The 22,279-nt window shown below is 73.6% G+C and carries 18 protein-coding genes and 1 pseudogene; 5 read left to right on the forward strand and 14 right to left on the reverse strand.

Translation table 11 applies throughout. From position 1 onward, the window contains the following. Positions 1–113: pseudogene (locus ACFYVJ_RS05370) on the forward strand (IS481 family transposase); the annotation flags it as partial. Here the strand turns inward: ACFYVJ_RS05370 and ACFYVJ_RS05375 are convergent. Both ACFYVJ_RS05375 and ACFYVJ_RS05380 read right to left on the reverse strand, forming a co-directional pair. Next, positions 110–1,630, reverse strand: a complete 1,521-nt coding sequence (locus ACFYVJ_RS05375) for a sulfatase (RefSeq protein WP_388886824.1) — start codon at positions 1,628–1,630, stop codon at positions 110–112. The pseudogene ACFYVJ_RS05370 and the gene ACFYVJ_RS05375 sit on opposite strands and share 4 nt — an antisense overlap. A 96-nt stretch (positions 1,631–1,726) precedes the next feature. Then, the gene (locus ACFYVJ_RS05380) at positions 1,727–2,602 is read right to left on the reverse strand and encodes a class I SAM-dependent methyltransferase (protein WP_388886825.1); all 876 of its coding nucleotides are present in this window, start codon (positions 2,600–2,602) and stop codon (positions 1,727–1,729) included. Between the two features lie 396 nt (positions 2,603–2,998). Between ACFYVJ_RS05380 and ACFYVJ_RS05385 the strand changes: the two genes are divergently transcribed. Continuing rightward, positions 2,999–3,910 carry a LysR family transcriptional regulator gene (locus tag ACFYVJ_RS05385; protein ID WP_388886827.1) on the forward strand — a complete coding sequence of 304 codons (912 nt, stop codon included), beginning with the start codon at positions 2,999–3,001 and terminating at the stop codon, positions 3,908–3,910. Between the two features lie 243 nt (positions 3,911–4,153). On the opposite strand, the gene ACFYVJ_RS05390 is transcribed toward ACFYVJ_RS05385, so the two are convergent. The 9 genes from ACFYVJ_RS05390 to ACFYVJ_RS05430 form a co-directional block, all read right to left on the reverse strand. Beyond that, the gene (locus ACFYVJ_RS05390) at positions 4,154–5,791 is read right to left on the reverse strand and encodes a cation acetate symporter (protein WP_388886829.1); all 1,638 of its coding nucleotides are present in this window, start codon (positions 5,789–5,791) and stop codon (positions 4,154–4,156) included. After that, the gene (locus ACFYVJ_RS05395; protein WP_388886831.1) at positions 5,788–6,162 is read right to left on the reverse strand and encodes a DUF485 domain-containing protein; all 375 of its coding nucleotides are present in this window, start codon (positions 6,160–6,162) and stop codon (positions 5,788–5,790) included. The genes ACFYVJ_RS05390 and ACFYVJ_RS05395 overlap by 4 nt, the downstream gene beginning before the upstream one ends. Positions 6,163–6,465: 303 nt before the next feature. Continuing rightward, positions 6,466–8,259: a cation acetate symporter gene (locus ACFYVJ_RS05400; protein ID WP_388886833.1), complete on the reverse strand. Its 1,794-nt coding sequence runs from the start codon at positions 8,257–8,259 to the stop codon at positions 6,466–6,468. Positions 8,260–8,284: 25 nt separating this feature from the next. Next, positions 8,285–8,911, reverse strand: a complete 627-nt coding sequence (locus ACFYVJ_RS05405; RefSeq protein WP_388886834.1) for a hypothetical protein — start codon at positions 8,909–8,911, stop codon at positions 8,285–8,287. A 1-nt stretch (position 8,912) separates the two neighbouring features. Next, the gene (locus tag ACFYVJ_RS05410; protein WP_388886836.1) at positions 8,913–9,698 is read right to left on the reverse strand and encodes a LytR/AlgR family response regulator transcription factor; all 786 of its coding nucleotides are present in this window, start codon (positions 9,696–9,698) and stop codon (positions 8,913–8,915) included. A gap of 47 nt (positions 9,699–9,745) precedes the next feature. Beyond that, positions 9,746–10,996 (reverse strand): histidine kinase, encoded by a 1,251-nt coding sequence (locus tag ACFYVJ_RS05415; protein ID WP_388887338.1) that lies wholly within the window; start codon positions 10,994–10,996, stop codon positions 9,746–9,748. Positions 10,997–11,193: 197 nt separating this feature from the next. Then, positions 11,194–12,453 (reverse strand): DUF4032 domain-containing protein, encoded by a 1,260-nt coding sequence (locus ACFYVJ_RS05420; RefSeq protein WP_388886838.1) that lies wholly within the window; start codon positions 12,451–12,453, stop codon positions 11,194–11,196. Next, on the reverse strand, positions 12,453–14,219 hold the full coding sequence (locus ACFYVJ_RS05425) for an ABC transporter ATP-binding protein (RefSeq protein WP_388886840.1): 1,767 nt from the start codon (positions 14,217–14,219) through the stop codon (positions 12,453–12,455). The genes ACFYVJ_RS05420 and ACFYVJ_RS05425 overlap by 1 nt, the downstream gene beginning before the upstream one ends. Positions 14,220–14,357: 138 nt before the next feature. Next, complete coding sequence (locus ACFYVJ_RS05430) at positions 14,358–15,581, reverse strand: NAD(P)/FAD-dependent oxidoreductase (protein ID WP_388886842.1); 1,224 nt, start codon at positions 15,579–15,581, stop codon at positions 14,358–14,360. Positions 15,582–15,714: 133 nt separating this feature from the next. On the opposite strand from ACFYVJ_RS05430, the gene ACFYVJ_RS05435 reads away from it, so the two are divergent. After that, positions 15,715–16,716, forward strand: coding sequence for a sigma factor (locus tag ACFYVJ_RS05435; protein WP_388886844.1), 1,002 nt, complete (start codon positions 15,715–15,717; stop codon positions 16,714–16,716). A gap of 22 nt (positions 16,717–16,738) precedes the next feature. Here the strand turns inward: ACFYVJ_RS05435 and ACFYVJ_RS05440 are convergent, their stop codons facing one another. Then, positions 16,739–17,068 (reverse strand): hypothetical protein, encoded by a 330-nt coding sequence (locus tag ACFYVJ_RS05440; protein ID WP_388886846.1) that lies wholly within the window; start codon positions 17,066–17,068, stop codon positions 16,739–16,741. 459 nt (positions 17,069–17,527) lie between these two features. Here ACFYVJ_RS05440 and ACFYVJ_RS05445 point away from each other — a divergent pair, with 459 nt between their 5' ends. Together ACFYVJ_RS05445 and ACFYVJ_RS05450 are read left to right on the forward strand one after the other, a co-directional pair. Next, positions 17,528–18,085 (forward strand): LmbU family transcriptional regulator, encoded by a 558-nt coding sequence (locus tag ACFYVJ_RS05445; RefSeq protein ID WP_388886848.1) that lies wholly within the window; start codon positions 17,528–17,530, stop codon positions 18,083–18,085. 653 nt (positions 18,086–18,738) lie between these two features. Further along, positions 18,739–19,719: a ParB/RepB/Spo0J family partition protein gene (locus ACFYVJ_RS05450; protein ID WP_388887340.1), complete on the forward strand. Its 981-nt coding sequence runs from the start codon at positions 18,739–18,741 to the stop codon at positions 19,717–19,719. Between the two features lie 270 nt (positions 19,720–19,989). Here the strand turns inward: ACFYVJ_RS05450 and ACFYVJ_RS05455 are convergent, their stop codons facing one another. Further along, positions 19,990–21,123, reverse strand: coding sequence for an alpha-hydroxy acid oxidase (locus tag ACFYVJ_RS05455; RefSeq protein ID WP_388886850.1), 1,134 nt, complete (start codon positions 21,121–21,123; stop codon positions 19,990–19,992). After that, positions 21,104–22,210, reverse strand: a complete 1,107-nt coding sequence (hppD, locus tag ACFYVJ_RS05460; RefSeq protein WP_388886852.1) for a 4-hydroxyphenylpyruvate dioxygenase — start codon at positions 22,208–22,210, stop codon at positions 21,104–21,106. Before hppD ends, ACFYVJ_RS05455 begins: the two co-directional genes overlap by 20 nt. Positions 22,211–22,279 lie beyond the last annotated feature (69 nt).

The following is a 22,279-nucleotide window of genomic DNA, read 5'->3' on the forward strand; positions in this document are numbered from 1 at the left end:
CAGCAGCCCTGACCCACTTCCTGCACAACTACAACCACCACCGATGCCACACCGCACTCGACGGCCAACCACCCATCACCCGCGTCAACAACGCTCCAGGGCAATACACCTAGGCCGCCGCCACCCGCGGCATCCACATCGGCTCCTTGCCCAGCTCCGCCCAGATGTACCGGAGCAGGAGCTCGGACTTGAGCCCGGCGCTCCCCGGGTCGTCCCACAGGTTGCGCGTCTCGCCCGGATCGGCGCGCAGGTCGAACAGCTCGCCGTACGTGCGCCCCTGATAGACCGTCAGCTTGTAGCGGTCGTCGACGTACGTGCGCAGGCTGACCGCCGTCGGCTCGTGCCGGAACTCGCAGATGACGTGGTCCCGCGCGCTCGGCGCGCCGCCGGTGAGGACCTCCGCCTGGCTGACGCCGGTCATCTCCCGCGGCACCGGCAGCCCGGCCAGCTCCAGGAACGTCGGCGCCAGGTCCACGGTCGACACCAGCGCGGAGGAGGCCCGCCCCGCGGGCACCCGGCCGGGCAGCCGGGCGAGGAACGGCACCCGCAGCAGGTCCTCGTAGTGGAACGCGCCCTTGGCCTGCAGCCCGTGCTGGCCGAAGAAGTGCCCGTGGTCGGTAGTGAACACCACGATCGTGTCCCCGGCCAGCCCCAGCGCGTCGAGCCGGTCCAGGATCCGGCCCACGTACGCGTCGAGCATGCTGACCATCCCGTAGTACGTCGCCACCAGCCGGCGCCGCTCGGCGGCCGGCAGCCGGTGGGAGTGGAAGCCGTGGACGTACTGCCCCGACTCCTGCCACGGCGAGAAGTCCGGCCGGTCCTGCTGGGTGAGGCCGAAGTGCGGCGGGTTGGCGTCGTGTTCGCCCGCGGCGGCCTCCGGCACGGTCAGCGCGTCCGGGTCGTACATCCGGTCCCAGGGCTCGGGCACGAGGTACGGCGGGTGCGGGTCGAAGAAGCTGGCCCAGCAGAAGAACGGCTCGGCGCGCTCCGCGTACCCCTCGAGCAGCGCGCCGGTGCGCTCGGCGATCCAGGCGTTGTAGTGCAGCTCCTCCGGGATCGGCCAGGTGTGCCGCACCCCGGGGTCCAGGGTGCCGGTCGGCGGCCGGAAGTACCGCCGCCAGTCCGTGCAGCCCTTCTCCTCCAGCCAGAGCGCGTAGTGCTGGCCCGCGTGCGCCTCCGCGGTGTGGTTGCGGGCCAGCTCCACGTGGTCGAAGCCGTAGTACGGGCCGTGGAAGTCCCGCCAGAAGTCCAGGTCCTGGAGCAGCGGGTACGCCTCGATCGAGGGGTGCTCCGCCGTGCTCGCGAGCGGCTGGAAGTGCGCCTTGCCGACCAGCGAGGTGGCGTACCCCGCGGCGCCCAGGTGCTGCCCGAGCGTCGGCTGGTCCTCGGGCAGCCTGGTGCCGAGCGTCCACGCGCCGTGCTGGCTGGGGTACTTGCCGGTGATCATCGAGGCGCGGGTCGGGGTGCACGTCGGGTTCGGGCAGTACGCGCGCTCGAAGGCGGTGCCCTGGGCGGCGAGCCGGTCGAGGTGCGGGGTGCGGGTCTCGGGGTTGCCGCGGCCGAGGGTGTTCCAGTGCTGCTGGTCGCTGGTGAGGAGCAGGATGTTGGGACGGCGGGCGGGCTGCGTCATACGGTGCGCTTCCTGACGGGGGCGGGAGCGGGCGGCGTACGCGGTACGGGGCTCGTGCGATCGTCAGGGGAGCGTCACCCGGAACGGGCCCCCGGATCAAGACCCTCGTACGGGCCCGGGCACGGGGGTGGCGCGGAGCGCGAAGAGCAGCGGGACCGCGGGCCGGGCCGCCGGCAGCCGCCACCAGCCGCTCGCCGGGTCCCGCTCCATCGCCGCGAACCGCGGCCACGGCAGCAGGTCCGTCTCGCGCAGCAGGTCGACGGCGAGCCCGGCGCCGGCCAGCGCCGTGACCACGTCGCCGATGCCGTGGCGCCACTCGTAGCTGGTGACGGCTCCGGTGAGCGGCGGGCCGTCGGTGTACGTGTGCGGGGAGTCCTTGCGTACGGGGCCGCGGCCGGCGAGGTAGTCGTGGCGGAGCAGCAGCTCCGGCACCTCGCCGGGGTCGCCCGCGGGGCCCAGGGAGTTGAGCAGCGGGTGGAACTCGGCCAGGTAGAGCACGCCGCCGGGCCGCAGCAGGGCCCGTACCACCGCGGCCCACGCCGCGAGGTCCGGCAGGTAGCACAGCGCGCCCTTGCCGGTGTAGACGACGTCGAAGCGCCGGCCCGCCAGCGCCCCGGGCGCCTCGTGCACGTCGGCCCGTACGAACTCCACCTCCCGGCCCGCCGCCGCCGCGATCCGCCGTGCCCCGGCGACGGACGCGGCGGAGAAGTCGAGGCCGACGGTGCGGGCCGCGCCCCGCTCGGCGAAGGCGAGGGTGTCGGTGCCCAGATGGCACATCAGGTGGAGCACGTCCCGGCCGTGCAGGTCGCCGAGGTCGTCCCACTCGAAGGGGGCGAACCAGCCGGCCGGCGCCCGGGAGCCGTCGAGGCCGTAGAAGTCGCTGCGCGCGTGCACGGGGGCGCGGGCGTCCCAGTTGGCCTCGTTGGCGCGGAGCATCTCGGCGACCGTGGGCGCCGGTTCGTCAGCCGTCATGGCACCTTTCTACCCGCGCCGCGGGCTGTTGCCGCGCCATTCCGGGGTACGGCCCGCCCGCCGCGTCGGGGGCCGGGCGCCCGCGCGTGACGATGCGGCCGCCGGCCGCGTCCACCGTCCGCATTTGCAGGGAGCCGCACTGGCAGCGGGTCCAGATCGTCATCCCCCCGCCCGTGCGGTGCTGCGAGACCGTGTGGAACGGCGTGCTGTCCGCCCAGCCGCAGTGGGGGCAGTGACCCTCGAACAACGTGTTGTCCCCTCCCCGCCGTTCGCTCCGGCGGTTCTCGTCGGCCGCGGCCCCTGGCCGGGTCCGCGTTCCTTGCCTCTTCAGCATGGAAGTTTCATTCGTTCAGGTCTAGGTTGGATTTATGGAGCGCACCGTGAAGGAGGACCTACATGATTGACCTGCGCCGGCTGCGCGTGCTCCGCGCGGTCGCGTACTACGGCACCGTGACCGCCGCCGCCGAGTCACTCCACCTCACGCCCTCCGCCGCCTCGCAGCAGATCCGGCAGCTCGCCCGTGAACTCGACGTCCGGCTGCTGGAGCCGCAGGGCCGCCGGGTGCGGCTCACGCCCGCGGCGCGCGGGCTGCTCGCGCACGCCGACGTCATCGAGGCGCAGTGGGAGCGGGCGGCGGCCGAACTGCACGCGCTCGGCGAGGAGCCGGCCGGCGAGCTGCGCATGTCCGGGTTTCCGAGCGCGATGTGCCGGCTGCTGGCGCCGGTGGCCGGCGTGCTGCGCGCGGTGCACCCGCGGCTCGACGTACGGCTGCGCGAGGCGGAGCCCGCCGACTGCTACGACCTGCTCTTCGACTGCGAGACGGACCTCGCCGTCGTGGAGGCGTCCGCCGAGGCGCCGGCCCGCGGCGACCAGCGCTTCGAGCAGCACACGCTCATCGAGGACCCCTTCGACCTGGTCGTGCCGGAGGACCACCCGCTGGCCGCGCGTACGGCGATCGAGCTCGCCGAGGCCGCGGGGGAGCAGTGGATCATCGGCCCCCCGGGCGTCTGGTCGCGCCAGCACGTGCTCGCGGCCTGCAGCGCGGCGGGCTTCGGGCCCAACGTGACCCACGAGGCGTGCGACTGGACCGTGACGGGGGTGATGGTCTCCCACGGGCTCGGCGTCGCGCTCGTGCCCCGGCTCGCGCAGTTCTCCGGCGTGCCGTCGATCCGCCGGCTGCGGATCACCGGGGCGCCCGTTCCCTCGCGTACGTTCCTCACCGTCACCCGGCGCGGCGCGACCGGCAGCCCCGCGGTGCGCGCCGCGCTCGACGCGCTGCAGGTGCGGGCGAAGGAGACGGTCGGGTAGCGCGAGCCGGCCGCGTAGCCGAAAGGCCCGCGGGCCCGTGGGTGCACGGCGCCCGCGGGCCCGCGGGAGTGGGGGGAGGGGGCGGGGCGGAGGAGGGTGCCCCGCCCCCCGGGGAGGGGGGTGGGTGACGACCGGACGGCAGGCGCTCGGGCACCGCCGGCCGGCCGCCGCTCTGATGCCGGCGGGGAACCGGCGTGGCCGGGCGGGTCGTCGGTACGACCCGCGCCGGCCGGGCGGCGGTGCCTAGTGGGCGCCGGCGCCGGTGAGGGAACGGACCTCCAGCTCGGCGTACTTCTTGCCGGTGGCGTCCTCGTCCTTGGACAGGATCGAGCCGAGCCAGCCGAGGAGGAAGCCGGCCGGGATGGAGATCAGGCCCGGGTTCTCCAGCGGGAACCACTGGAAGTCCACGCCCGGCCACATGCTCGTCTCCTTGCCCGAGACCACCGGGGAGAACAGCACCAGGAACACCGAGGTGAACAGGCCGCCGTAGATGGACCACAGCGCGCCCTGGGTGGTGAACCGCTTCCAGAACAGGCTGTAGAGGATCGTCGGCAGGTTCGCCGACGCCGCCACGGCGAAGGCCAGGGCGACCAGGCCGGCGACGTTCAGACTGCCCGCGAAGACGCCCAGCAGGATGGCGACCGCGCCGATCCCGACAGCGGCGATCCGCGCCGCCGCGATCTCCTCCTTCTCGGTGGCCTTGCCCTTGCGGATGACGTTGGCGTACAGGTCGTGCGCGAACGACGACGACGACGCCAGCGTCAGTCCTGCGACGACCGCGAGGATCGTGGCGAACGCGACCGCGGAGATCATCGCCAGCAGGATCGCGCCTCCGGTGGATCCGGCTCCGCCGCCGATTTCTTCCGCGAGTAGTGGTGCCGCGGTATTGCCCGCCGGGTTGGACTCGACGATCGTCTCCTGTTTGATCAGCGCGGCGGCGCCGAAGCCCAGCGCGATGGTCATCAGGTAGAAGCCGCCGATGATGCCGATCGCCCAGAGCACGGACTTACGCGCGGTCTGCGCCGTCGGCACCGTGTAGAAGCGGATCAGGATGTGCGGCAGACCGGCGGTGCCCAGCACCAGCGCGATGCCCAGCGAGATGAAGTCGATCGTCGAGGTGCTCGTCACCCCGTACTTCAGCCCCGGCTCCAGGAACGACGCGCCCTTGCCGGAGTTGTCCGCGGCGGCGCCCAGCAGTTGGGAGATGTTGAAGTCGAACTTCGCCAGCACCAGGATCGTGATCAGCAGCGTGCCCAGGATCAGCAGCACGGCCTTGATGATCTGCACCCAGGTGGTGCCCTTCATGCCGCCGATGGTGACGTACAGGATCATCACCAGGCCGACGAGGACCACGATGAGGTTCTTGCCCGCCTCGCCGGTGATCCCCAGCAGCAGGGCCACCAGGGCGCCCGCGCCGACCATCTGCGCCAGCAGGTAGAAGATCGACACCACGATGGTCGACACCCCGGCCGCGGTGCGCACGGGACGCTGGCGCATCCGGTACGCGAGCACGTCGCCCATGGTGAACCGGCCCGAGTTGCGCAGCGGTTCCGCGACGAGCAGCAGCGCCACCAGCCAGGCGACCAGGAAGCCGATGGAGTACAGGAACCCGTCGTAGCCCGCCAGCGCGATGGCACCGGCGATGCCCAGGAAGGAGGCCGCGGACATGTAGTCCCCGGAGATCGCCAGCCCGTTCTGGAAGCCCGTGAAGGAACGGCCGCCCGCGTAGTAGTCGGTGGCGTCCTTCGTCTTGCGTCCCGCCCACACCGTCACCGCGAGGGTGAGCGCCACGAAGACCGAGAACAGCGTGACGATCAGCGTGCGGTGCTCACCCGGATCCGACTGGGCGACCATCTGCAGCGCGTTCGTGGTGCCCGTCATTTCCCGACCTCCGTGCCATTGCCGGCCACCCGGCCCTCGACCTCAGCCTTGAGCCGCTCGGACCTGGGGTCGAGCTTCGCGGCGGCGTGCCGCGCGTACCACCATGCGATGGCGAACGTGGTGACGAACTGCGCGATGCCCAGCACGAACGCCACGTTGATGTTGCCGGCGACCTTGGTGCCCATGAAGCCGTCCGCGTAGCTCGACAGCAGCACGTACAGCAGGTACCAGACGATGAATCCGACGGTCAGCGGAAACGCGAACGAACGGTGCGCGCGTCGCAGCTCGCCGAACTCCTCGCTCTGCTGTACTTCCTCGTACACGTCCGGCGATCTGCCGGTCGGTGGTGTGCTGCTCATCGCGGCCTCCATGGGCGCCTTGGGGGACGGGGGTGTCCGGACGGGCCGGGCGCGGCCACCGTAGAAGCGCGGGGGCCGCCGCGCGAGCCGCCGCGCGACGGTGGTGCCGTGAACGGCGGCGCGGATGCGCCGAGCGGTAGCGGAAGCACGACGAGCGGTCGGCCGGGCGGTGGTTCGGGCCGAACGGCGGGCGGTGGGCGGCGGGCGGCGGCGCTCGTACGCGGTGGGCCGCGGCTCGCACACGGTGGGCCGGCCGGTCGCACATGACGGGTCTGGTGCCCGTACGCGGTGGGGCGGCGGCCCGTTCGCCTTCGGTCAGCCCGCCGTACGCCCCGGGCGGCGCGGCAGGTCCAGCGACTCGGGGGCGTGCAGCCGCAGCAGCGCGTGCGCCGTACCGCTGGGCACGCTGCGCCTCGTCAGCCACGAGGCCCCCACCATCACCGCGAACGCGAGCGGCACCGTCCACGCCGCCGGCCGCGCCAGCAACGCTCCCGGCCAGCCGCCGAGTTGCACGCCGAACATCGTCGCCGCCACCGTCGCCAGCGCCGCGCCGCCGCCGGCCAGCAGCCCCGCGGCGGCGCCCTGCGGGGTCAGCCCGCGCCACCAGATGCCGAGCAGCAGCAGCGGGCAGAACGACGAGGCCGCGACCGCGAACGCCAGCCCCACCACGTCCGCGACCGGCCGCTCCACGACCACCAGCGACGCCACGCACGGCACCGCCGCCGCGGCCACCCCGGCGAGCCGCAGCCGCAGCACGGTCGCCCGCACCTCCGCGCGGGCGTCGGCCGCCTTGCCCGGCGGCGCCGTCGTCCGCCGGGCCCGTCTGCGCTCCAGTTCCTGCCCCAGCACCCCCGCCACCGACATGGTCAGGCCGGAGGCGGTGGACAGGAACGCCGCGAACGCGCCCGCGGTCAGCAGCGTGCCGAGGACCGCCGCGGCCGGGCCGCCGCCGAGCAGCCGGTCGGGGAGGAGGAGCAGCGTGGCGTCCGTGCGGCCGGTCATGAGGAGTTCGGGGGTGTAGAGGCGGCCGAGGGCGCCGTAGAGCGGCGGCAGCAGGTAGAAGGCGGCCAGCAGCCACAGCACGGTCCAGGTGGTGCGGCGGGCGGCGGGGCCGTCGGGGTTGGTGTAGAAGCGGACGATGACGTGCGGCAGGCCCATGGTGCCGAGCAGGGTGGCGATGAGCAGCGAGTACGTGCCGTAGCCGGGATGTTCCGTACCGGACAGCGGGCGCGTCCAGTTGAGGCCGTCGACGGGCTCCTCGTCGACCGGGTGCGGCACGTCGGCGCCGGCGGGGAACCGTACCCGGGTCTCCTCGCCGATCGCGTGCACGCCGGGGCCGATGCGCACCCGCTCGCCGTCCAGCCGCTCGCCGTCGAGCCGGCCGTGCACCGTCACCCGCACCGGATCCTCGACCCGTACGTCGACGGCCTGGTGCACGGTCACCGTCGTCGCGTCCCGGAACCGCGGCGGCGCGTCGGCGTCCGGCCACGGCGCTCCGTCCGCGCGCCAGGCCAGCAGCAGGAAGATCACCGGCACCGCGAGCGCCGTCAGCTTCAGCCAGTACTGGAACGCCTGCACGGCCGTGACGCTGCGCATGCCGCCGGACGCGACGGTCGTCATCACCACCGCCGCGACGGCCACCGGGCCGACCCACAGGGGGGCGCCGGTGACGGTGCGCAGGGTGAGACCCGCGCCCTGGAGCTGGGGCAGCAGATAGAGCCAGCCGATGAGGACGACGAGCACCGAGGCGAGCTGCCGTACCCGCTTCGACTGCAGCCGGGCCTCGGCGAAGTCCGGGACGGTGTACGCGCCGGAGCGGCGCATCGGCGCGGCGACGAAGGCGAGGAGGACCAGGTAGCCGGCGGTGTAGCCGACGCCGTACCAGAGCATGTCGGCGCCGTAGGCGAGCACGAGGCCCGCGATGCCGAGGAAGGACGCCGCCGACAGGTACTCGCCGCCGATCGCGGAGGCGTTCTGCAGCGGCGTCACGGCGCGGGAGGCGACGTAGAAGTCGGAGGTGGCGCGGCCGGGGCGCAGCCCGTACACGCCGAAGAGGGCGGTGGCGACGCAGACGACGGCCACGGCGATGGCGGGCTGGACGGTGTTCACGTGCTGTGCCCTGTCACGACGGCGGTCACGACCGCTCGACCAGGTCCGCGAACTCGGCCTCGTTCTTGCGCGCCTGGCGCTGGTACACCCACGCCAGCGCGAGGATCACCGGGTGCACGGCCACGCCGATCACCAGCCACGGCACGGGCACGCCGGCCAGCGTGCTGTCGCGCACGCTGGGCACGGTCGCCAGCAGCACCGGCAGCGCGCCGAGCACGACGGCGAGGGCGCCGACGACGAAGGCGGCGAGGCGCAGTTGGGTGCGCATGAGGGAGCGGAGGTAGACGTCGCCCAGCGGGGTCTGCCGGCCCAGGTCGTCGGCGACGAGGGCGCGGCTGCCGGGCAGCGGCTGGGAGCTGCGGGCGGCGAGGGTGCGGGGGTGGGCGACGGTCACGCGGGGCGGGGGCCCGGGGGGCTCCGGCGGGGCGGTGCTCTGCGGGGTGCGGCTGTGGGGCACATGGGAGCCGGGCGTTCCGGTCTGCCCGGCGGCATCGGCGTCCTGCCGCGTGCCGTTCTGCTGCGCGCCGCTCTTCCGGGTGCCGCTCTTCTGCGTCCCGCTCTTCCGGGAACTCGCCTTGGCTACGCGGCCGCCGGGCGCACCGCTCTTCCGCGTGCCGCTCTTCGGCGCGGAGATCCCCCGATCGCCCGCCATGTCACACCGCCGCCGTGGGTGGATGTCGGACCAGCATCTCGCGGACCTGGCGGGTGTGCCGCCGGCTGACCGCCAGCGCGTGCCCGCCGAGGACGACGTACGTACGCCCCGCCTCCATGCGCAGCTCGCGCACGTGGTGCAGGGCGACGAGGTGGCTGCGGTGGATGCGGACGAACCCGGCCGCGCCCCACCGCTCCTCCAGCGTCGCGAGCGGGATGCGGACGAGGTGGCTGCCGCCGCCGGTGTGCAGCCGCGCGTAGTCGCCCTGCGCCTCCGCGTAGAGCACCTCACTGCGCTGCACGAACCGCGTGACACCGGCGAGTTCCACGCTGATGACCTCGTCGGGCACCGCCGCGCGGTCCACCGGTGGCGCGCCGGCCGGCTCGGGCTGCTCGTCCGGCGCCGGCTCCGCGGCCGACTCGGCACACCTGCGCACCGCCTCCGCGAGCCGCTCCGGAGCCACGGGCTTGAGCACGTAGTCCGCGGCGTGCAGCGCGAACGCCTCCACCGCGTGGTCCTCGTGCGCGGTGACGAACACCACCCGCGGCGGCTGCGCGAACCGGGATATCAGCCGGGCCAGCGCCAGCCCGTCCAGGCCCGGCATGCCGATGTCCAGGAACACGGCGTCCACGGAACGGCCCGAGGCCAGGGCCCGGTCGAGGGCCAGCAGCGCCTGCTGCCCGTCACCGGCCGTCTGCACGTCGGCCACCCGCGGGTCGCGGCGCAGCAGGTACGCCAGCTCCGCCAGCGCGGGCTCCTCGTCGTCGACGGCGAGAGTGTGCAGCATGCGGGAACCCTATGCGGGGCGCGGCGGCAGCGAAACCCGTCTATCGCTCACATCCCGCCGGGGCCGCTCTGGACCGCGTCCGGATGGAACTTCGGCACCCGGACGTGCACCTTCGTCCCGGCGCCCGGAGCGGTCTCGATGACGAGCCCGTAGGCGTCCCCGTAGACCTGCCGCAGCCGCTCGTCGACGTTCCGCAGCCCGATGCCCGGCGCCCGCGGCGCGTCCCCCGCCAGCTCGGCCAGCTCCGCGAGATCCCCGGCCAGGGTGCGGGCCAGTGTCTCCGCCGCCATGCCGGCGCCGTCGTCCTCGACGCTGATCAGCGCCTCGCTGCCGCCGTCGGCCGCGGTGATCGTGAGCCGGCCGGGCCCCGGCTTCTTCTCCAGCCCGTGCCGTACGGCGTTCTCCACCAGCGGCTGGAGGCACAGGAACGGCACCACGACGCTCAGCACCTCGGGCGCCACCCGCAGCGAGACCTCCAGCCGGCCGCCGAAGCGGGCGCGCTCCAGCAGCAGGTAGCGGTCGATGCAGTGCAGTTCCTCGGAGAGGGACGTGAAGTCGCCGTGGCGGCGGAAGGAGTAGCGGGTGAACTCGGCGAACTCCACGATCAGCTCCCGGGCGCGCTCCGGGTCGGTGCGCACGAAGGAGGCGACGGTGGACAGGGAGTTGTAGATGAAGTGCGGGGAGATCTGCGCGCGCAGCGCCCGCAGCTCCGCCTCGCTGGCGGCGGCACGCGAGCTGTCCAGCTCGGCCAGCTCCAGTTGCGCGGAGACCCAGCGGGCCACCTCGGAGGCGGCGCGCACCAGGCCGGCGGACGCCTGCGAGGTGAAGACGGCGAGCACGCCGTCGACGCGGCCGGCGACCGCCAGCGGCACCGCCACCGCGTGCCGCAGCGGGCAGTCCGGCCAGGCGCACGCCACCTCGCGGGGGCCGATGACCTGCGTCCGGCCGCTGTCCGTCACCTGGGCCGCGGCGCCGGGGACGGCTTCCGAGTGGTCGTGGCCCGGCGTGCCCTCGGGGCCGTCCCAGGCCAGCAGCTCGCCCTTGGCGTCGGCGAGCGCGAGCGCGGGCGCGCCGAGGAGGTCCCGCAGGTGCGGTGCGGCGCGGCGGGCGGTGTCGGCGGTGAGGCCGGCGCGCAGCGGGGGGCCGGCCAGGGAGGCGGTGTGCAGCGTCTCGTACGCGGCGCGCTCCTGCGCCGTGCCGTACTGCTGGTTGCGTGCGACGCGCACGCCGATGAGCACCGCGGCGGCGCAGAGCACCACGACGGCTCCGAGCAGCAGCGCGGCGGTGGCGGCCGACATCCCGGGCATGGACGGACGCTACCGCGCCGGGGGCGGTCGGCGGCAGGCGGCGTCGTCAGACCGGGGCCGCCGGCGGTGCCGCCGAGGGGCCGCCGGTCGGGGCGTAGGCCCGGGTGCGGGCCTGTGCGCGGGTTGGGCCGTCAGCGCCGTCGGCCGGAGGTGCTGTCAGCGGGAGGTACCGTCAGCGAGAGGTGCTGTCAGCCGGAGGTGCCGGCCACGGAGCCCGGCAGGACGTTCTCGACATAGTCGGCGACCGCCGCCTCCAGCCCCACGTCCTGCTGCTTCTGCTCGGCCAGCAGCCAGCGGTGTTCCAGCACCTCGTGGTAGACCTGTGCCGGGTCGAGCTGGCCGCGCAGCGCCAGCGGCACCGAGCCCACGGTGGGCCGGAAGACCTCCCGCACCCAGCGGTGCGCCAGCACCTCGGGCCGGGCGCCGAGCGGGTCGCCCGGTGCGTAGTCGTCCTGGGTCGCCATCCAGCTCTCCAGGTCGTTCAGCAGCCGGCGGGCCTGGTTCTCCTCGGTGTCCATACCGGTCAGCCGCAGCAACTGGCGCTGGTGGTGGCCGGCGTCGACGACCTTCGGCACGAACGAGACGGTGTCACCGCCCGGTGAGTGGGTGATCTGCATCTCGGCGACGTCGAAGCCGAGGTCGTGCAGGCGGCGTATGCGGCGCTCGATGTAGTGCCGCTTGTCGGCCGGGTAGACCGACTGCCGGGTCAGCTCGTGCCACAGGTCCCCGTAACGCTCGGCGATGGCCGCGCCGAACGGGATCGGGTCGATCGACGGGTGCAGCGCCCCGGACGCCTCCAGGTCCATCAGCTCGCCCGAGATGTTCATGCGGGCCAGCTCGATGTCGTACTCCCGCTGGCCGTTGCTCAGCCGCGGCTGGATCTGCCCGGTCTCGGCGTCCACCAGATATGCGGCGTACGCCCCGGCGTCCCGGCGGAAGAGGGTGTTGGACAGCGAGCAGTCGCCCCAGGCGAAGCCCGCCAGGTGCAGCCGGACCAGGAGCACGGCCAGCGCGTCCATCAGCCGGTTCACGGTGCCGGGGCGAAGCGTCGTCTCGAACATCGCCCGGTACGGCCGTGAGCCCACCAGATGCCGGGTGACGAGCGCCGGCTCCAGCGGCTCGCCGTCGGCGCCGGTGCGTCCCGTGACGACCGCGAGCGCGTCCACGGCGGGGATGCCGAGCCGGTCGAGGTCGCGCAGCAGCTCGTACTCCCGGCGGGCGGCGCGCTCCGGCACCTCCTTGATCGCCACGACCTCCTCGCCGGCCTCGGCGAAGCGCACCACGTGCCGCGAGATGCCACGGGGCAGGTCGACCAGGCAGTCCTCCGGCCAGGCGTCGAGCGGCAGCTCCCAGGGCAGGTCGAGCAGCGCGGCGGGATGCTCCGGGTTGGTGGCGCTGATCTGCAGCTCGGGGCGCACGGCGGTCCTCCTCGGTCGTTCGTCTTCCATCATGCGGTGCCGGCCGCGGCGGCGAGGAACTGGGTGGTGGCCAGCTCCGCGTAGAGCGGGTCGCCGGCGACCAGCTCGGCGTGCGTGCCCACGGCCCGCACCTCGCCGGCGTCCATCACCACGATCCGGTCGGCGCTGGTGACGGTCGACAGCCGGTGGGCGACGACGAGCACCGTGGTGTCGCGCGACACCTCCGCGACGGTGTCGCGCAGCGCCGCCTCGTTGACCGCGTCCAACTGCGACGTGGCCTCGTCGAGCAGCAGCAGCCGGGGGCGGCGCAGCAGCGCCCGGGCGATCGCGACGCGCTGGCGCTCGCCGCCGGACAGCTTGGTGCCCCGGTGGCCGACCAGGGTGTCCAGACCCAGCGGCAGCCGCGCCACCAGCTCCTCGAGCCGGGTGGTCTTCAGCACCTCCCGTACGTCGTCCTCACCGGCCGCGGCATTGCCCAGCAGCAGGTTGTCCCTGAGCGAGCCGGAGAGCACGGGGGCGTCCTGCTCCACGTACCCGATCGCGGCGCGCAGCGCGGGTATCTCCCAGCGGGTCACGTCGTCGCCGTCGAGGAGTATCCGCCCGGCGGTCGGCTCGTAGAACCGCTCGATGAGCGAGAAGACGGTCGTCTTGCCCGCCCCCGACGGGCCGACGAACGCCGTCATGCCCCGCGGCGGTATCGCGAAGCTGACGCCGTGGTGCACATACGGCAGGTCGTCCGCGTACCGGAAGCGGACGTCCTCGAAGGCCAGCGCCGCCGGTTCGGCCCCCGGCTCCGGCAGGGGCGCGGGCTCCGCGGCGGGCTCGGCCGGCAGGAGCTGCGCCTCGCGGATGCGCTCCAGCGCCGCGGCCCCCGTCTGGTACTGCGCGACCGCGCTCACCACCTGCTGGATCGGGGACATCAGATAGAAGACGTAGAGCAGGAAGGCGACCAGCGTGCCGACCTCGATCGCCCCGGTCGCCACCCGGGCGCCGCCCACCGCCAGCACGGTGATGAACGCGACCTGCATGGACAGGCCCGCCGTGTTCCCGGCGAGCGCCGACCACTTGGCGGCCCGCACGCTCTGCCGCCACGACTCCTGCGCCGCCTCGTGCACCGCCCGCTCCTCGCGGTGCTCGGCGCCCGACGCCTTGATCGTGCGCAGCGCGCCGAGCACCCGCTCCAGCGCCGCACCCATCAGGCCCACGGACTCGGCGGCCTGCCTAGCGGCCCGGTTGATGCGCGGCACGATGACGCCGATGACGGTGCCGGCCGCGAAGATCACGCCGGCGGTCACGGCGAGCAGCACGGGGTCGACGACGCCCATCAGCACCAGCGTCGCCACGGCGGTCAGACCGCCGGTGCCGAGTCCGACGAGGGTGTCGGTGGTGACCTCGCGCAGCAGCGTGGAGTCGGACGTGACCCGGGCCATCAGGTCCCCGGGCTCCGTTCGGTCCACGGCCTCGATCCGCAGCCGCAGCAGGTAGGAGCTGAGCCGGCGCCGCGCCGTCAGCACCACCGACTCGGCGGTGCGCCGCAGCACGTACGAACCCAGCGCCCCCACCCCCGCGTTGGCGACCACCAGCACCGACATCACGATCAGCGCACCGGCGATGGAGCGGTCGTGGGACAGGTCGTCGATCAGCGACCGCGCCACCAGCGGCAGCGCGAGACCCGTGGCGCCCGTCGCCAGTGACAGCAGTGCTCCGGTGAGCAGCGCCCAGCGGTGCGGCCGCGCGTACGCGAGCAGCATCCGCCACGGCGGCGTGCCTGCTTCGAGGGTTTCGTCCACGGCCATTTCGCACCTCCGGCGATCTCACGGGGATCCTACGGCGCCGACACGACACCGCCGGAAGTTATCCACAGGCCCCCGGAGCGGCCCTGGAACGAGGGTGCCGCGGGCCCGGCTCCGCGCCCGCGCCGGGCCGTCCGCACCTCACCCCGCGGCGTAGATGTCCCGGTAATGGCGCAGCGCCCGGCGGCGCAGTTCCCCGGCCGGCTCGCCCGCGAAGCGGTCCGGAGCCAGCGCCGCGAGGCCGGCACCCGGCTCGCCGCCGTCCATCGACTCCGCGAGCGCGGCCGCCGCGCCCGCGGCGTGCGTGACCCAGATCGCCGTCGCCGACCACAGCCCGGGCAGCCCCGTGAACGGGCCGAGCAGCGGCAGGTTGTCCGGGGTCACGGAGAAGACCCCGTTGAGGCGGACGGCCGGCGTGAAGCGGTGCGCGGGCGGCAGCAGCGCGAGCGCGGCGGCCACGGCCCCGTCGAACGGCTCGCCCGGCCAGGGCTCCTCCGCCCGCACCCCGAGGTCCGCGGGCGCCACCGGCCGCAGGTCGTGATCGTAGGTGCCGATCCCGTCCCGGTCGCCGTGGTCGCGGGCGTACGCGTGGTGCTCGGGCCAGCGCACGAACGGCCCGCGCGGGTGCCGCGCCGGGCGCGGCCCGCCGTAGACGTACGGGTGGGACACCGGCGTCAGAGGCAGGTCCACCCCCGCCCGGGCGGCGAGCAGCGGACCCCAGATCCCGGAGGCGAGCACCGTGTCGTCGGCCGGCACGAGCGTGCCGTCGGCGAGCCACACGCCGTGCACCCGCCCGGCGCGTATCTCCAGGCCGGTCGCTTCCGCGCCGTCGGCGAACTCCGCGCCCCGCGCCTCCGCCCTGCGCCGCTGCACCGCGGTCAGCAGTCCGGCGTGGGCGGTGCCGTCGCCGGGGAAGTGCAGCCCGGCCACGGCCGTGTCCGGGGCGACGAGCCGCGGCGCCAGCGCCGCGGCCTCCTCGGGACCCACCAGCCGGGCGGGCAGTCCCGCCGTCTCCGCGGCGGCGGCGCGCCCGCGCAGCGTCTCGTACGCCGCGGACGTGGTGGCGACCTCCAGGCAGCCGGTCTCCTCGAAGCCGGCGCCGCCCTGTGCACGGGCATCGCCGGCCGCGTCGTAGTCGTCCGTCAGCCCCCGGTAGATCCGCACCGTGGCGCGGGCCAGCTCGGTGAGGACCGGGGCCTCGCCGAGCACGCCGACGTAGCCGGGCGCGTGGCCCGTGGACCCGTACAGCCGGCCCGCGGGGGAGCGGTCGAGGACGGTGACCTGACAGCCGTCCCGCCCGGCCAGCTCCCGGGCCAGCGACGAGCCGACGATGCCGGCCCCGACGATCGCGATGCGGCGAGTCATGCGGCGATCGGACCACGGGCCCCGCGCGGACGGCAACGTCGTCTCACGACCTGAGCACCATGGCCGCCCCTTTGTCACATCAGCCGCGCTTGGCTGGTCACGGTGGTGACAGGTGCAACGGAGGAAGGACCCGATGGACGAGCACGAGTTCCTGGCCCTGCGGTTCGAGGAGCATCGCGCGCATCTGCACGCGGTCGCCCACAGGGTTCTGGGCTCGGCCGAGCTGGCCGAGGAAGCCGTGCGGGAGGCGTGGTTGCGGGTGAGCCGTGCGGGACCGGACGGGGTGGAGAGCCTCGGCGGCTGGCTGCGCACGGTCGTGGGCGAAGCTTCCCTGGACATCCTCCGGGCCCGGACGGCGCGCGGGGAGGACCCGCTGGATCTCGTTGACGATGAAAAGCTCTTAAATGATGAAAAAACGGCAACTGCTGAACCGGCGGGAACGGACGCGCCGGAAGCGCACCGGGAGGAGTTCCGCGGCGACTCCGTCGGGCTCGCGCTGCTCGCCGTGCTCGACTCCATGGCGCCCGCCGAGCGGCTGGCGTTCGTGATGCACGACCTGTTCGCGGTCCCGTACGACGAGATCGCGCCGATCCTCCGGCGCTCGCCCGCCGCGACCCGGGAACTGGCCCTCCGGGCCCGGCGCCGCGTGCAGGGCCCCGCGGCCGACCGCGCGGACGGCCCGCACCCTGCCGGGGACGCCCCCGGCGCACGCTCCGCCGGCTCGTACGCCGCAAGCGCCGACACGGACGAGGGCGCGCCGGCGGACTGGGGCGTCACCGCGCGCTGGAGTGCGATCGCCGGCGCGTTCCTCACGGCTTCGCGCGGGGAGGACTTCCACGCGCTCGTCGCGCTCCTCGACCCCGACGTGGTGCTCCGCGCCGACGCCACCGCGGTGGCCGCGGGTGCGGCGGAGGAGGTGCGCGGCGCGGTCGCGGTCGCCGACGTCTTCACGGGGCGGCTGAGGGCCGCCCGCCCGGCGCTCGTGGACGGCTCGCCGGGGCTGGTGTGGATGCAGCAGGGGCGGCCGCGGATCGCGTTCGCCCTCGCCGTCGCCAACGGCACCATCGTCGGCATCGACGTGATCGCCGACCCGGACCACCTCGGCCGGCTGGAGTTGCAGCCCCTCGACGGCTGACCCCCGTCGCCCGGCCCGCCGTTCAGCCGTGTTCCGCCGCGAACACCTTCGCGCGCGGGTCCTCGCCGGCCACCGCCGGGGCGTCCTCGAGCGGGACCACCACGTTCACCACCGTGAGCTGCTGTCCGCAGTTGGGACACGCGTGCGCCGTGCCGAGAGCCGGCTCCGCGGCCCGCGGCACCTGAGGCTCCGCCCCCGGCGCCGCACCGTTGACTCCCGCGGCGGCCCGCCGGTGCTGGCCGCGCCACCACCGCGCCTTGCACCGCGGCCCGCAGAACCTCCTGTTGGGGCTGCTGCTCGTCCAGGTGAAGGCGGCACGGCACTCGGCGCAGTACCGGGTCTGCGTGGCCATGGATCCTCCTCGTCCGGTGCGGCGGGGCCGGCACCGTCGGCTCGGGGTTTGACGACAAGTAGATCGGGGGGAGGGTTACTGCGCCGGAACGCCTGCCGTAACCGCGGTGCAACCCACGGTCCACCCGCAGCGGTGGTTGAGGTGAAAGCAGGCGCAGGAGAGGAGCGCTGTCACCGCGCTGCAACCTGCCGCCACGGATGATGGGATCAGCACGGTTGATCGCGTGCGGCCCCGGTCGGCGGACCGCGGCCCTGCGGAGCAGGCCGGCGGTTGTCCGGTCGGGTTGACGAGGAAGCGCGTCGCAGATCGGCAGGTGAGGTGCGCAGCATGTCCATGGGAGAGACGCGCGGAGCCGGCCCCGTGACGAACCCGGCGGTCCGCGCTTCGGGCCACCCGCCCGCGAGCCAGGCCCCGGCGCCGACGTCCCCGGCACCGTCGCGCCCTCCCAACCGCCTCTCGGTGAACGGCCGTTCCACCACGCGGCGTACGGCGCTGTCCCTGCCCCCCGGCCTGCCGCTGGCCGAATGGAGCCATCTGGGGCGGCAGATCTTCGTTATCGCGGATTCCTCCGCGTGGTGGCTGGGCGACTGGCTCATCTACGGCAGGAGCCACTACCCGGACCGCTACAAACGCGCCCTGGCGGAGACTTCCTTCGATTATCAGACCCTTCGCAACTACGCCTGGGTGGCGGGGAAATTCCATCCTTCGAGACGGCGGGACAAGCTCAGCTTCCAGCACCACGCGGAGGTCGCGGGGATGCCGGCCGGCGCGCAGGACGAGTGGCTGACCCGTGCGGAGCGGGGCCGGTGGACCCGCAGTGAGCTGCGCAAGCAGATCCGGGCCAGCCGCCGCGTCACCGAGGAGGGCGCGGGCCCGTCGCTCGTCCAGATGAGCGTCGTGGCGGAGCGCCGGGTGCGGTGGCAGAAGGCCGCCGAGGCCGTCGGCCTGGGGCTGATGGAATGGATGGTCCTGATGCTGGACGAGGCGGCGGAAGAGCCCGCGGACGCTTCCGGGTAACCGGCGGGCGGACAACTCCCGGTAATCCACGCCGTGTTGGTGGAGTCGGTTCCTTGCGCACGGATGCCCATTCTGCGGAATGTTTCGTTCCGGTACTTTCCCGCCGACCCTCCGCACCTTGTCCCGCCGGCGGGACAAGGCGGCTTGATTCATGCGTCGCATGACACCGCAAAGCCTTTCTGTGAATTCGTGGCGCAGGTGCTCACTGGGGTGGCATTTATCCGGATTCCCGCCTTCCGCCCCGGGCGAGCTGTGATTTTGAAGAACGGCCGTGCGCGGCACATGTCAAATGCCTGGTGGGGTGAACTGTGTTCGGTGAGGCGTGGGGTGTCTGATCCGTGACGGCGCTGTTAGAGTCGATGTCCGAACGGGGGAACATTCACTCGCTTCGTCCGGGAGCGAAGCGAGTAGCGGGGGAGAACCGAATGGCGTCGACAGCGGAGCTGGTATCCGCGTCGGCCTGACGTCATTCCGATCACCCCCCACATCCCCTGTATCGAGAGGTCTGACCTCTCGGCCGCCGGTTCGGCCGGCGACCACATCAGTACGGCTGCGTCAAGGGATTGTTCGAGTTCCGGTAATCGCACGAATGGGTTCGGGCCACGGCCCGGCCCACCGGAAGTTGGATCGGGGAGGAATTGAAGTTGACGTCCGTGCAGGGGCATCTCGATCAGACGCCCGTCGAGGTCGAAGTCCGCAGTTTACGGAGAGCGGGCTCGCCTCGGACTTCGGGAGAAGATCGGGAGCATGTAAGAGTACTGGCGCAGGCACAAGCCGAACTACCGCCCATCGTCGTACACCGCGCGACCATGCGGGTCATCGACGGGCTTCACCGACTGCGGGCCGCCGAGCTCCGCGGTCAGGACACCATCGCCGTCCGCTTCTTCGACGGGACCGAGGCGGACGCCTTCGTCCTCGCCGTGGAGTCGAACATCGCCCACGGGCTGCCGCTGACCATGGCGGACCGGAAGCGGGCCACGAGCAGGATCATACTGTCGCATCCGCAGTGGTCGGACCGGATGATCGCGTCGGTGACGGGCATCGCCCCGGCGACCGTCGCGGCCATCCGCCGGCGTGAGTCGGCGGACACCGCCGCCACCGGCCACCGGGTCGGCCAGGACGGCCGCGTGCGGCCCCTCAACGGCAGCGAGGGGCGCAGGATCGCGAGCCGGATGATCAGCGAGAATCCGAGCCTGTCGCTGCGGCAGGTCGCCCGGGCCGCGGGGATCTCCCCGGAAACGGTCAGGGACGTCAGAAACCGCATGCGCAGGGGAGAGGGCCCGCTGCCGGTGCCGCGGCAGCGCAGTGCGGCGCGTATCGAGAGCAGACCGAAGGTGGTGGCGGTATCCGCGGGTGTTGCGACGACGTCCGCGGCGGTCCGGATAACGGTCGACGACCGCGGCTCGGCGGTCAACCGGCTGAAGGCCGACCCGGCGCTGCGGCTGAGCGAAACCGGCCGGACGCTCCTTCGGCTTCTCAACATTCACACACTCAGCGGTGACGAGTGGGAGGAGATCATCGGCAACGTACCCGCGCACTGCCGCGGCGTCGTCGCCCAACTGGCGCGTGAATGCGCGGGCATCTGGAAGGACATCGCGATGCGGATGGAACGCGAGAGCGCCCGGCCGCTGTGATCGCGGCGTATTCCGAACGCCGTGGCGCCGCCGTCGCGAAGTGCGACGGGTGAGACAGCAGGAAAGCAGGTGAACCCGCAGGAAGGCGGCGGCTGTTTCTGCGCGGCGTGCGTGTCTTCGTCTGGTGCTGGGATGAAGACACGCACGTCCTGCCGTCCCGTCGGTGGAATTCCACGCGTGTCCAACCACGCGAAACAAGCTGTTGGACGGCCCGGGCCCACCACGCTTCCGGCGGACCCGGGCCGCAGTCTGCGGGCGGGTGCCGTACGCCTAAGGCCCGCACCCGGAGCGTTCGCTCATCGCACGGCGTGCGGTGCGCAGTTCGCGGGCGTCCGCGACATCCGTGCAGCCGGCGAGCCCGAGCGAGTCCCGCAGCTCGTCGCCGAGCAGTTCCAGCACACGCCGCGCACCCGCCTCACCGGTCGCGGCCAGCCCCCAGATCACCGGCCGCCCCACCAGCACCGCGGAGGCACCCAGCGCGAGCGCCCGTAAGACATCCGTCCCGCCGCGGACGCCGCTGTCCATCAGGACCTCGCAGCCGCCCCCCACCGCCGCGGCGACGTCCGGGAGGGCGTCGATGCTGGGCACCGCGCCGTCGAGCTGCCGACCGCCGTGGTTGGAGACCACGATCGCGTCCACCCCCGAATCCGCCGCGCGGCGCGCGTCCCTGGCGTCGAGCACGCCCTTGAGGATCAAAGGCAGCCGGGTGTGCGCCCGCAGCGCCGCCACCGACTCCCACGTGACCGCCGGCGAGAACGCCTCGGCCGTGTGCGCCGCGACCGCGGAGGCGCCGCCGCGGCGCCGGTGCGCCGTGGAGTCCGCGGCGGCCACGTGGACGGCGCGCACATCCCGGGGAAGCGCGAACCCGTTGCGTACATCCCGCAGCCGGCGGCCCATCCACGGCACGTCGACCGTGAGCATGACCGCCGTACAGCCGGCGTCCTCCGCCCTGCGTACCAGATCGAGGGTCCGCGCCGTGTCCCGCAGCCAGTAGAGCTGGAACCAGACCGTGCCGCCGACGCCCGTGATCTCCTCGATCGGCACGCTGCTCAGCGTGCTCGCCGTGAACGGCACCCCCGCCGCCTTCGCCGCACGGGCCGCCGCCGTCTCGCCCTCGGCGCACACGAGCCGGTGGTACGCCACCGGCGCCACCGCCACCGGCATGGCCACCGGGCGCCCCAGTAGCGTCGACTCCGTCGTGCAGCCGGAGACGTCGCGCAGCGCGCGCGGTACGACGCACACCCGGTCCAGCGCCGCCCTGTTGGCCGCCAGCGTCGCCTCCGCGCCGCTGCCCCCCGCCACGAAGTCCCGTACCCCGGCCGGCAGGACAGCGGCGGCGGCCCGCTCGACGTCCGCGAGCGTGTGCACCGCGGGCCCCGGGGAGTCAGCGCCGGGACGGCCCACGCTGGCCGGTCCTCTCCAGCTCCACGGCCTCGTACAGCGCCTTGATGTTCGCGCTGCCGAAGGTCTGCGCGCCCTGGCGCTCGATCACCTCGAAGAACAGGGTGTGCCGCGGGTGGGTGGAGGCGGTGAAGATCTGGAACATCTGCCCGTCGTGGTCCTCGTCGGCCAGCACGTTCGTCGCCCGCAGGTCCGCCAGCCGCCCCTGGCTCAGCGACGGGATGCGCGAGCCGAGCATGTCGTAGTACGAGCCCGGGGTGTTCAGGAACGCGACGCCGCGCCGAGCCAGGGTGCGGACCGAACGCACCGCATCCGCCGAGGAGAAGGCGAGGTGCTGGACGCCCGAGCCCTGGTGGCCCTTGAGGTACTCGTCGATCTGGCCCGGGTCCGCGGTCGGGTCGGGCTGGATGAGCGTGAGCGTCACCGCGCCCGACCGGCTCTGCACGACCTTCGACTCCATCGCCTGCGAGCCGACGACGATGCGCTCCTCGAAGACGAAGTCGAAGCCCAGCGCCTGCCGGTAGAAGTCGACGGTGGGGTCGAGGCTGCCGGTGTCCAGGCAGACCGCGACGTGGTCGATCTCGTCGAGCCCCACCGCGTCCGCGCGGCCGTCCTCCTCCCGGAGCGCCGGAGTGAACCCCACGGGCAGCCCCGCGCCCGCCCGGGGAGCGCGCTGCACGAGCGTGTGCACCACGTCCCCGAACCCGCCTATCGCGGCGGTCACCGCCGGCCCCTCGCCGTCGTGCGCGGTGGGCTCGCGCACCACTCTGGCGCCGCCGGCCGCCGCCGTGCCGAACGCGGCCCGTACGTCGGCGGTGCGCAGCGCGATGTCGGCCACGCCGTCCCCGTGCGTCTGGACGTAGGCCGACGCCGGGTGCTGGTCGGAGGTGGCCTCGGTGAGTACGAGGGTGATGCGGCCGTGGCGCAGCGCGATGCTGCGGTGCTGCGGGGAGCCGCCGGTGCCGACGACCGAGAAGGCGTACTTGTCGACCCAGTCGAAAGCGGCGGCCTCCAGGCTTCCGACGTACATCTCCACGTAGTCGATGACCACGTCGCCGAACGGAACTCCGGCCTGGCTGAAATCATGCATGACTGTCCCCTGGTCACGAAGTGGCATGCGTTTCCCGGACTGTAGGCGACCGGCCGGGAATCTGGCTAC

The organism is Streptomyces sp. NPDC004134 (genome assembly GCF_042874195.1).
Taxonomy (GTDB): Bacteria; Actinomycetota; Actinomycetes; order Streptomycetales; family Streptomycetaceae; genus Streptomyces.

Coding starts and splice junctions, on each gene's coding strand:
- ACFYVJ_RS05440 (WP_388886846.1), bottom strand. CDS start 17,068: ATGGCCACGCAGACCCGGTACTGCGCCGAGTGCCGTGCCGCCTTCACC.
- hppD (WP_388886852.1), bottom strand. CDS start 22,210: ATGCATGATTTCAGCCAGGCCGGAGTTCCGTTCGGCGACGTGGTCATC.
- ACFYVJ_RS05395 (WP_388886831.1), bottom strand. CDS start 6,162: ATGGAGGCCGCGATGAGCAGCACACCACCGACCGGCAGATCGCCGGAC.
- ACFYVJ_RS05420 (WP_388886838.1), bottom strand. CDS start 12,453: ATGGAAGACGAACGACCGAGGAGGACCGCCGTGCGCCCCGAGCTGCAG.
- ACFYVJ_RS05385 (WP_388886827.1), top strand. CDS start 2,999: ATGATTGACCTGCGCCGGCTGCGCGTGCTCCGCGCGGTCGCGTACTAC.
- ACFYVJ_RS05425 (WP_388886840.1), bottom strand. CDS start 14,219: ATGGCCGTGGACGAAACCCTCGAAGCAGGCACGCCGCCGTGGCGGATG.
- ACFYVJ_RS05435 (WP_388886844.1), top strand. CDS start 15,715: ATGGACGAGCACGAGTTCCTGGCCCTGCGGTTCGAGGAGCATCGCGCG.
- ACFYVJ_RS05390 (WP_388886829.1), bottom strand. CDS start 5,791: ATGACGGGCACCACGAACGCGCTGCAGATGGTCGCCCAGTCGGATCCG.
- ACFYVJ_RS05430 (WP_388886842.1), bottom strand. CDS start 15,581: ATGACTCGCCGCATCGCGATCGTCGGGGCCGGCATCGTCGGCTCGTCG.
- ACFYVJ_RS05375 (WP_388886824.1), bottom strand. CDS start 1,630: ATGACGCAGCCCGCCCGCCGTCCCAACATCCTGCTCCTCACCAGCGAC.
- ACFYVJ_RS05380 (WP_388886825.1), bottom strand. CDS start 2,602: ATGACGGCTGACGAACCGGCGCCCACGGTCGCCGAGATGCTCCGCGCC.
- ACFYVJ_RS05405 (WP_388886834.1), bottom strand. CDS start 8,911: ATGGCGGGCGATCGGGGGATCTCCGCGCCGAAGAGCGGCACGCGGAAG.
- ACFYVJ_RS05415 (WP_388887338.1), bottom strand. CDS start 10,996: ATGTCGGCCGCCACCGCCGCGCTGCTGCTCGGAGCCGTCGTGGTGCTC.
- ACFYVJ_RS05410 (WP_388886836.1), bottom strand. CDS start 9,698: ATGCTGCACACTCTCGCCGTCGACGACGAGGAGCCCGCGCTGGCGGAG.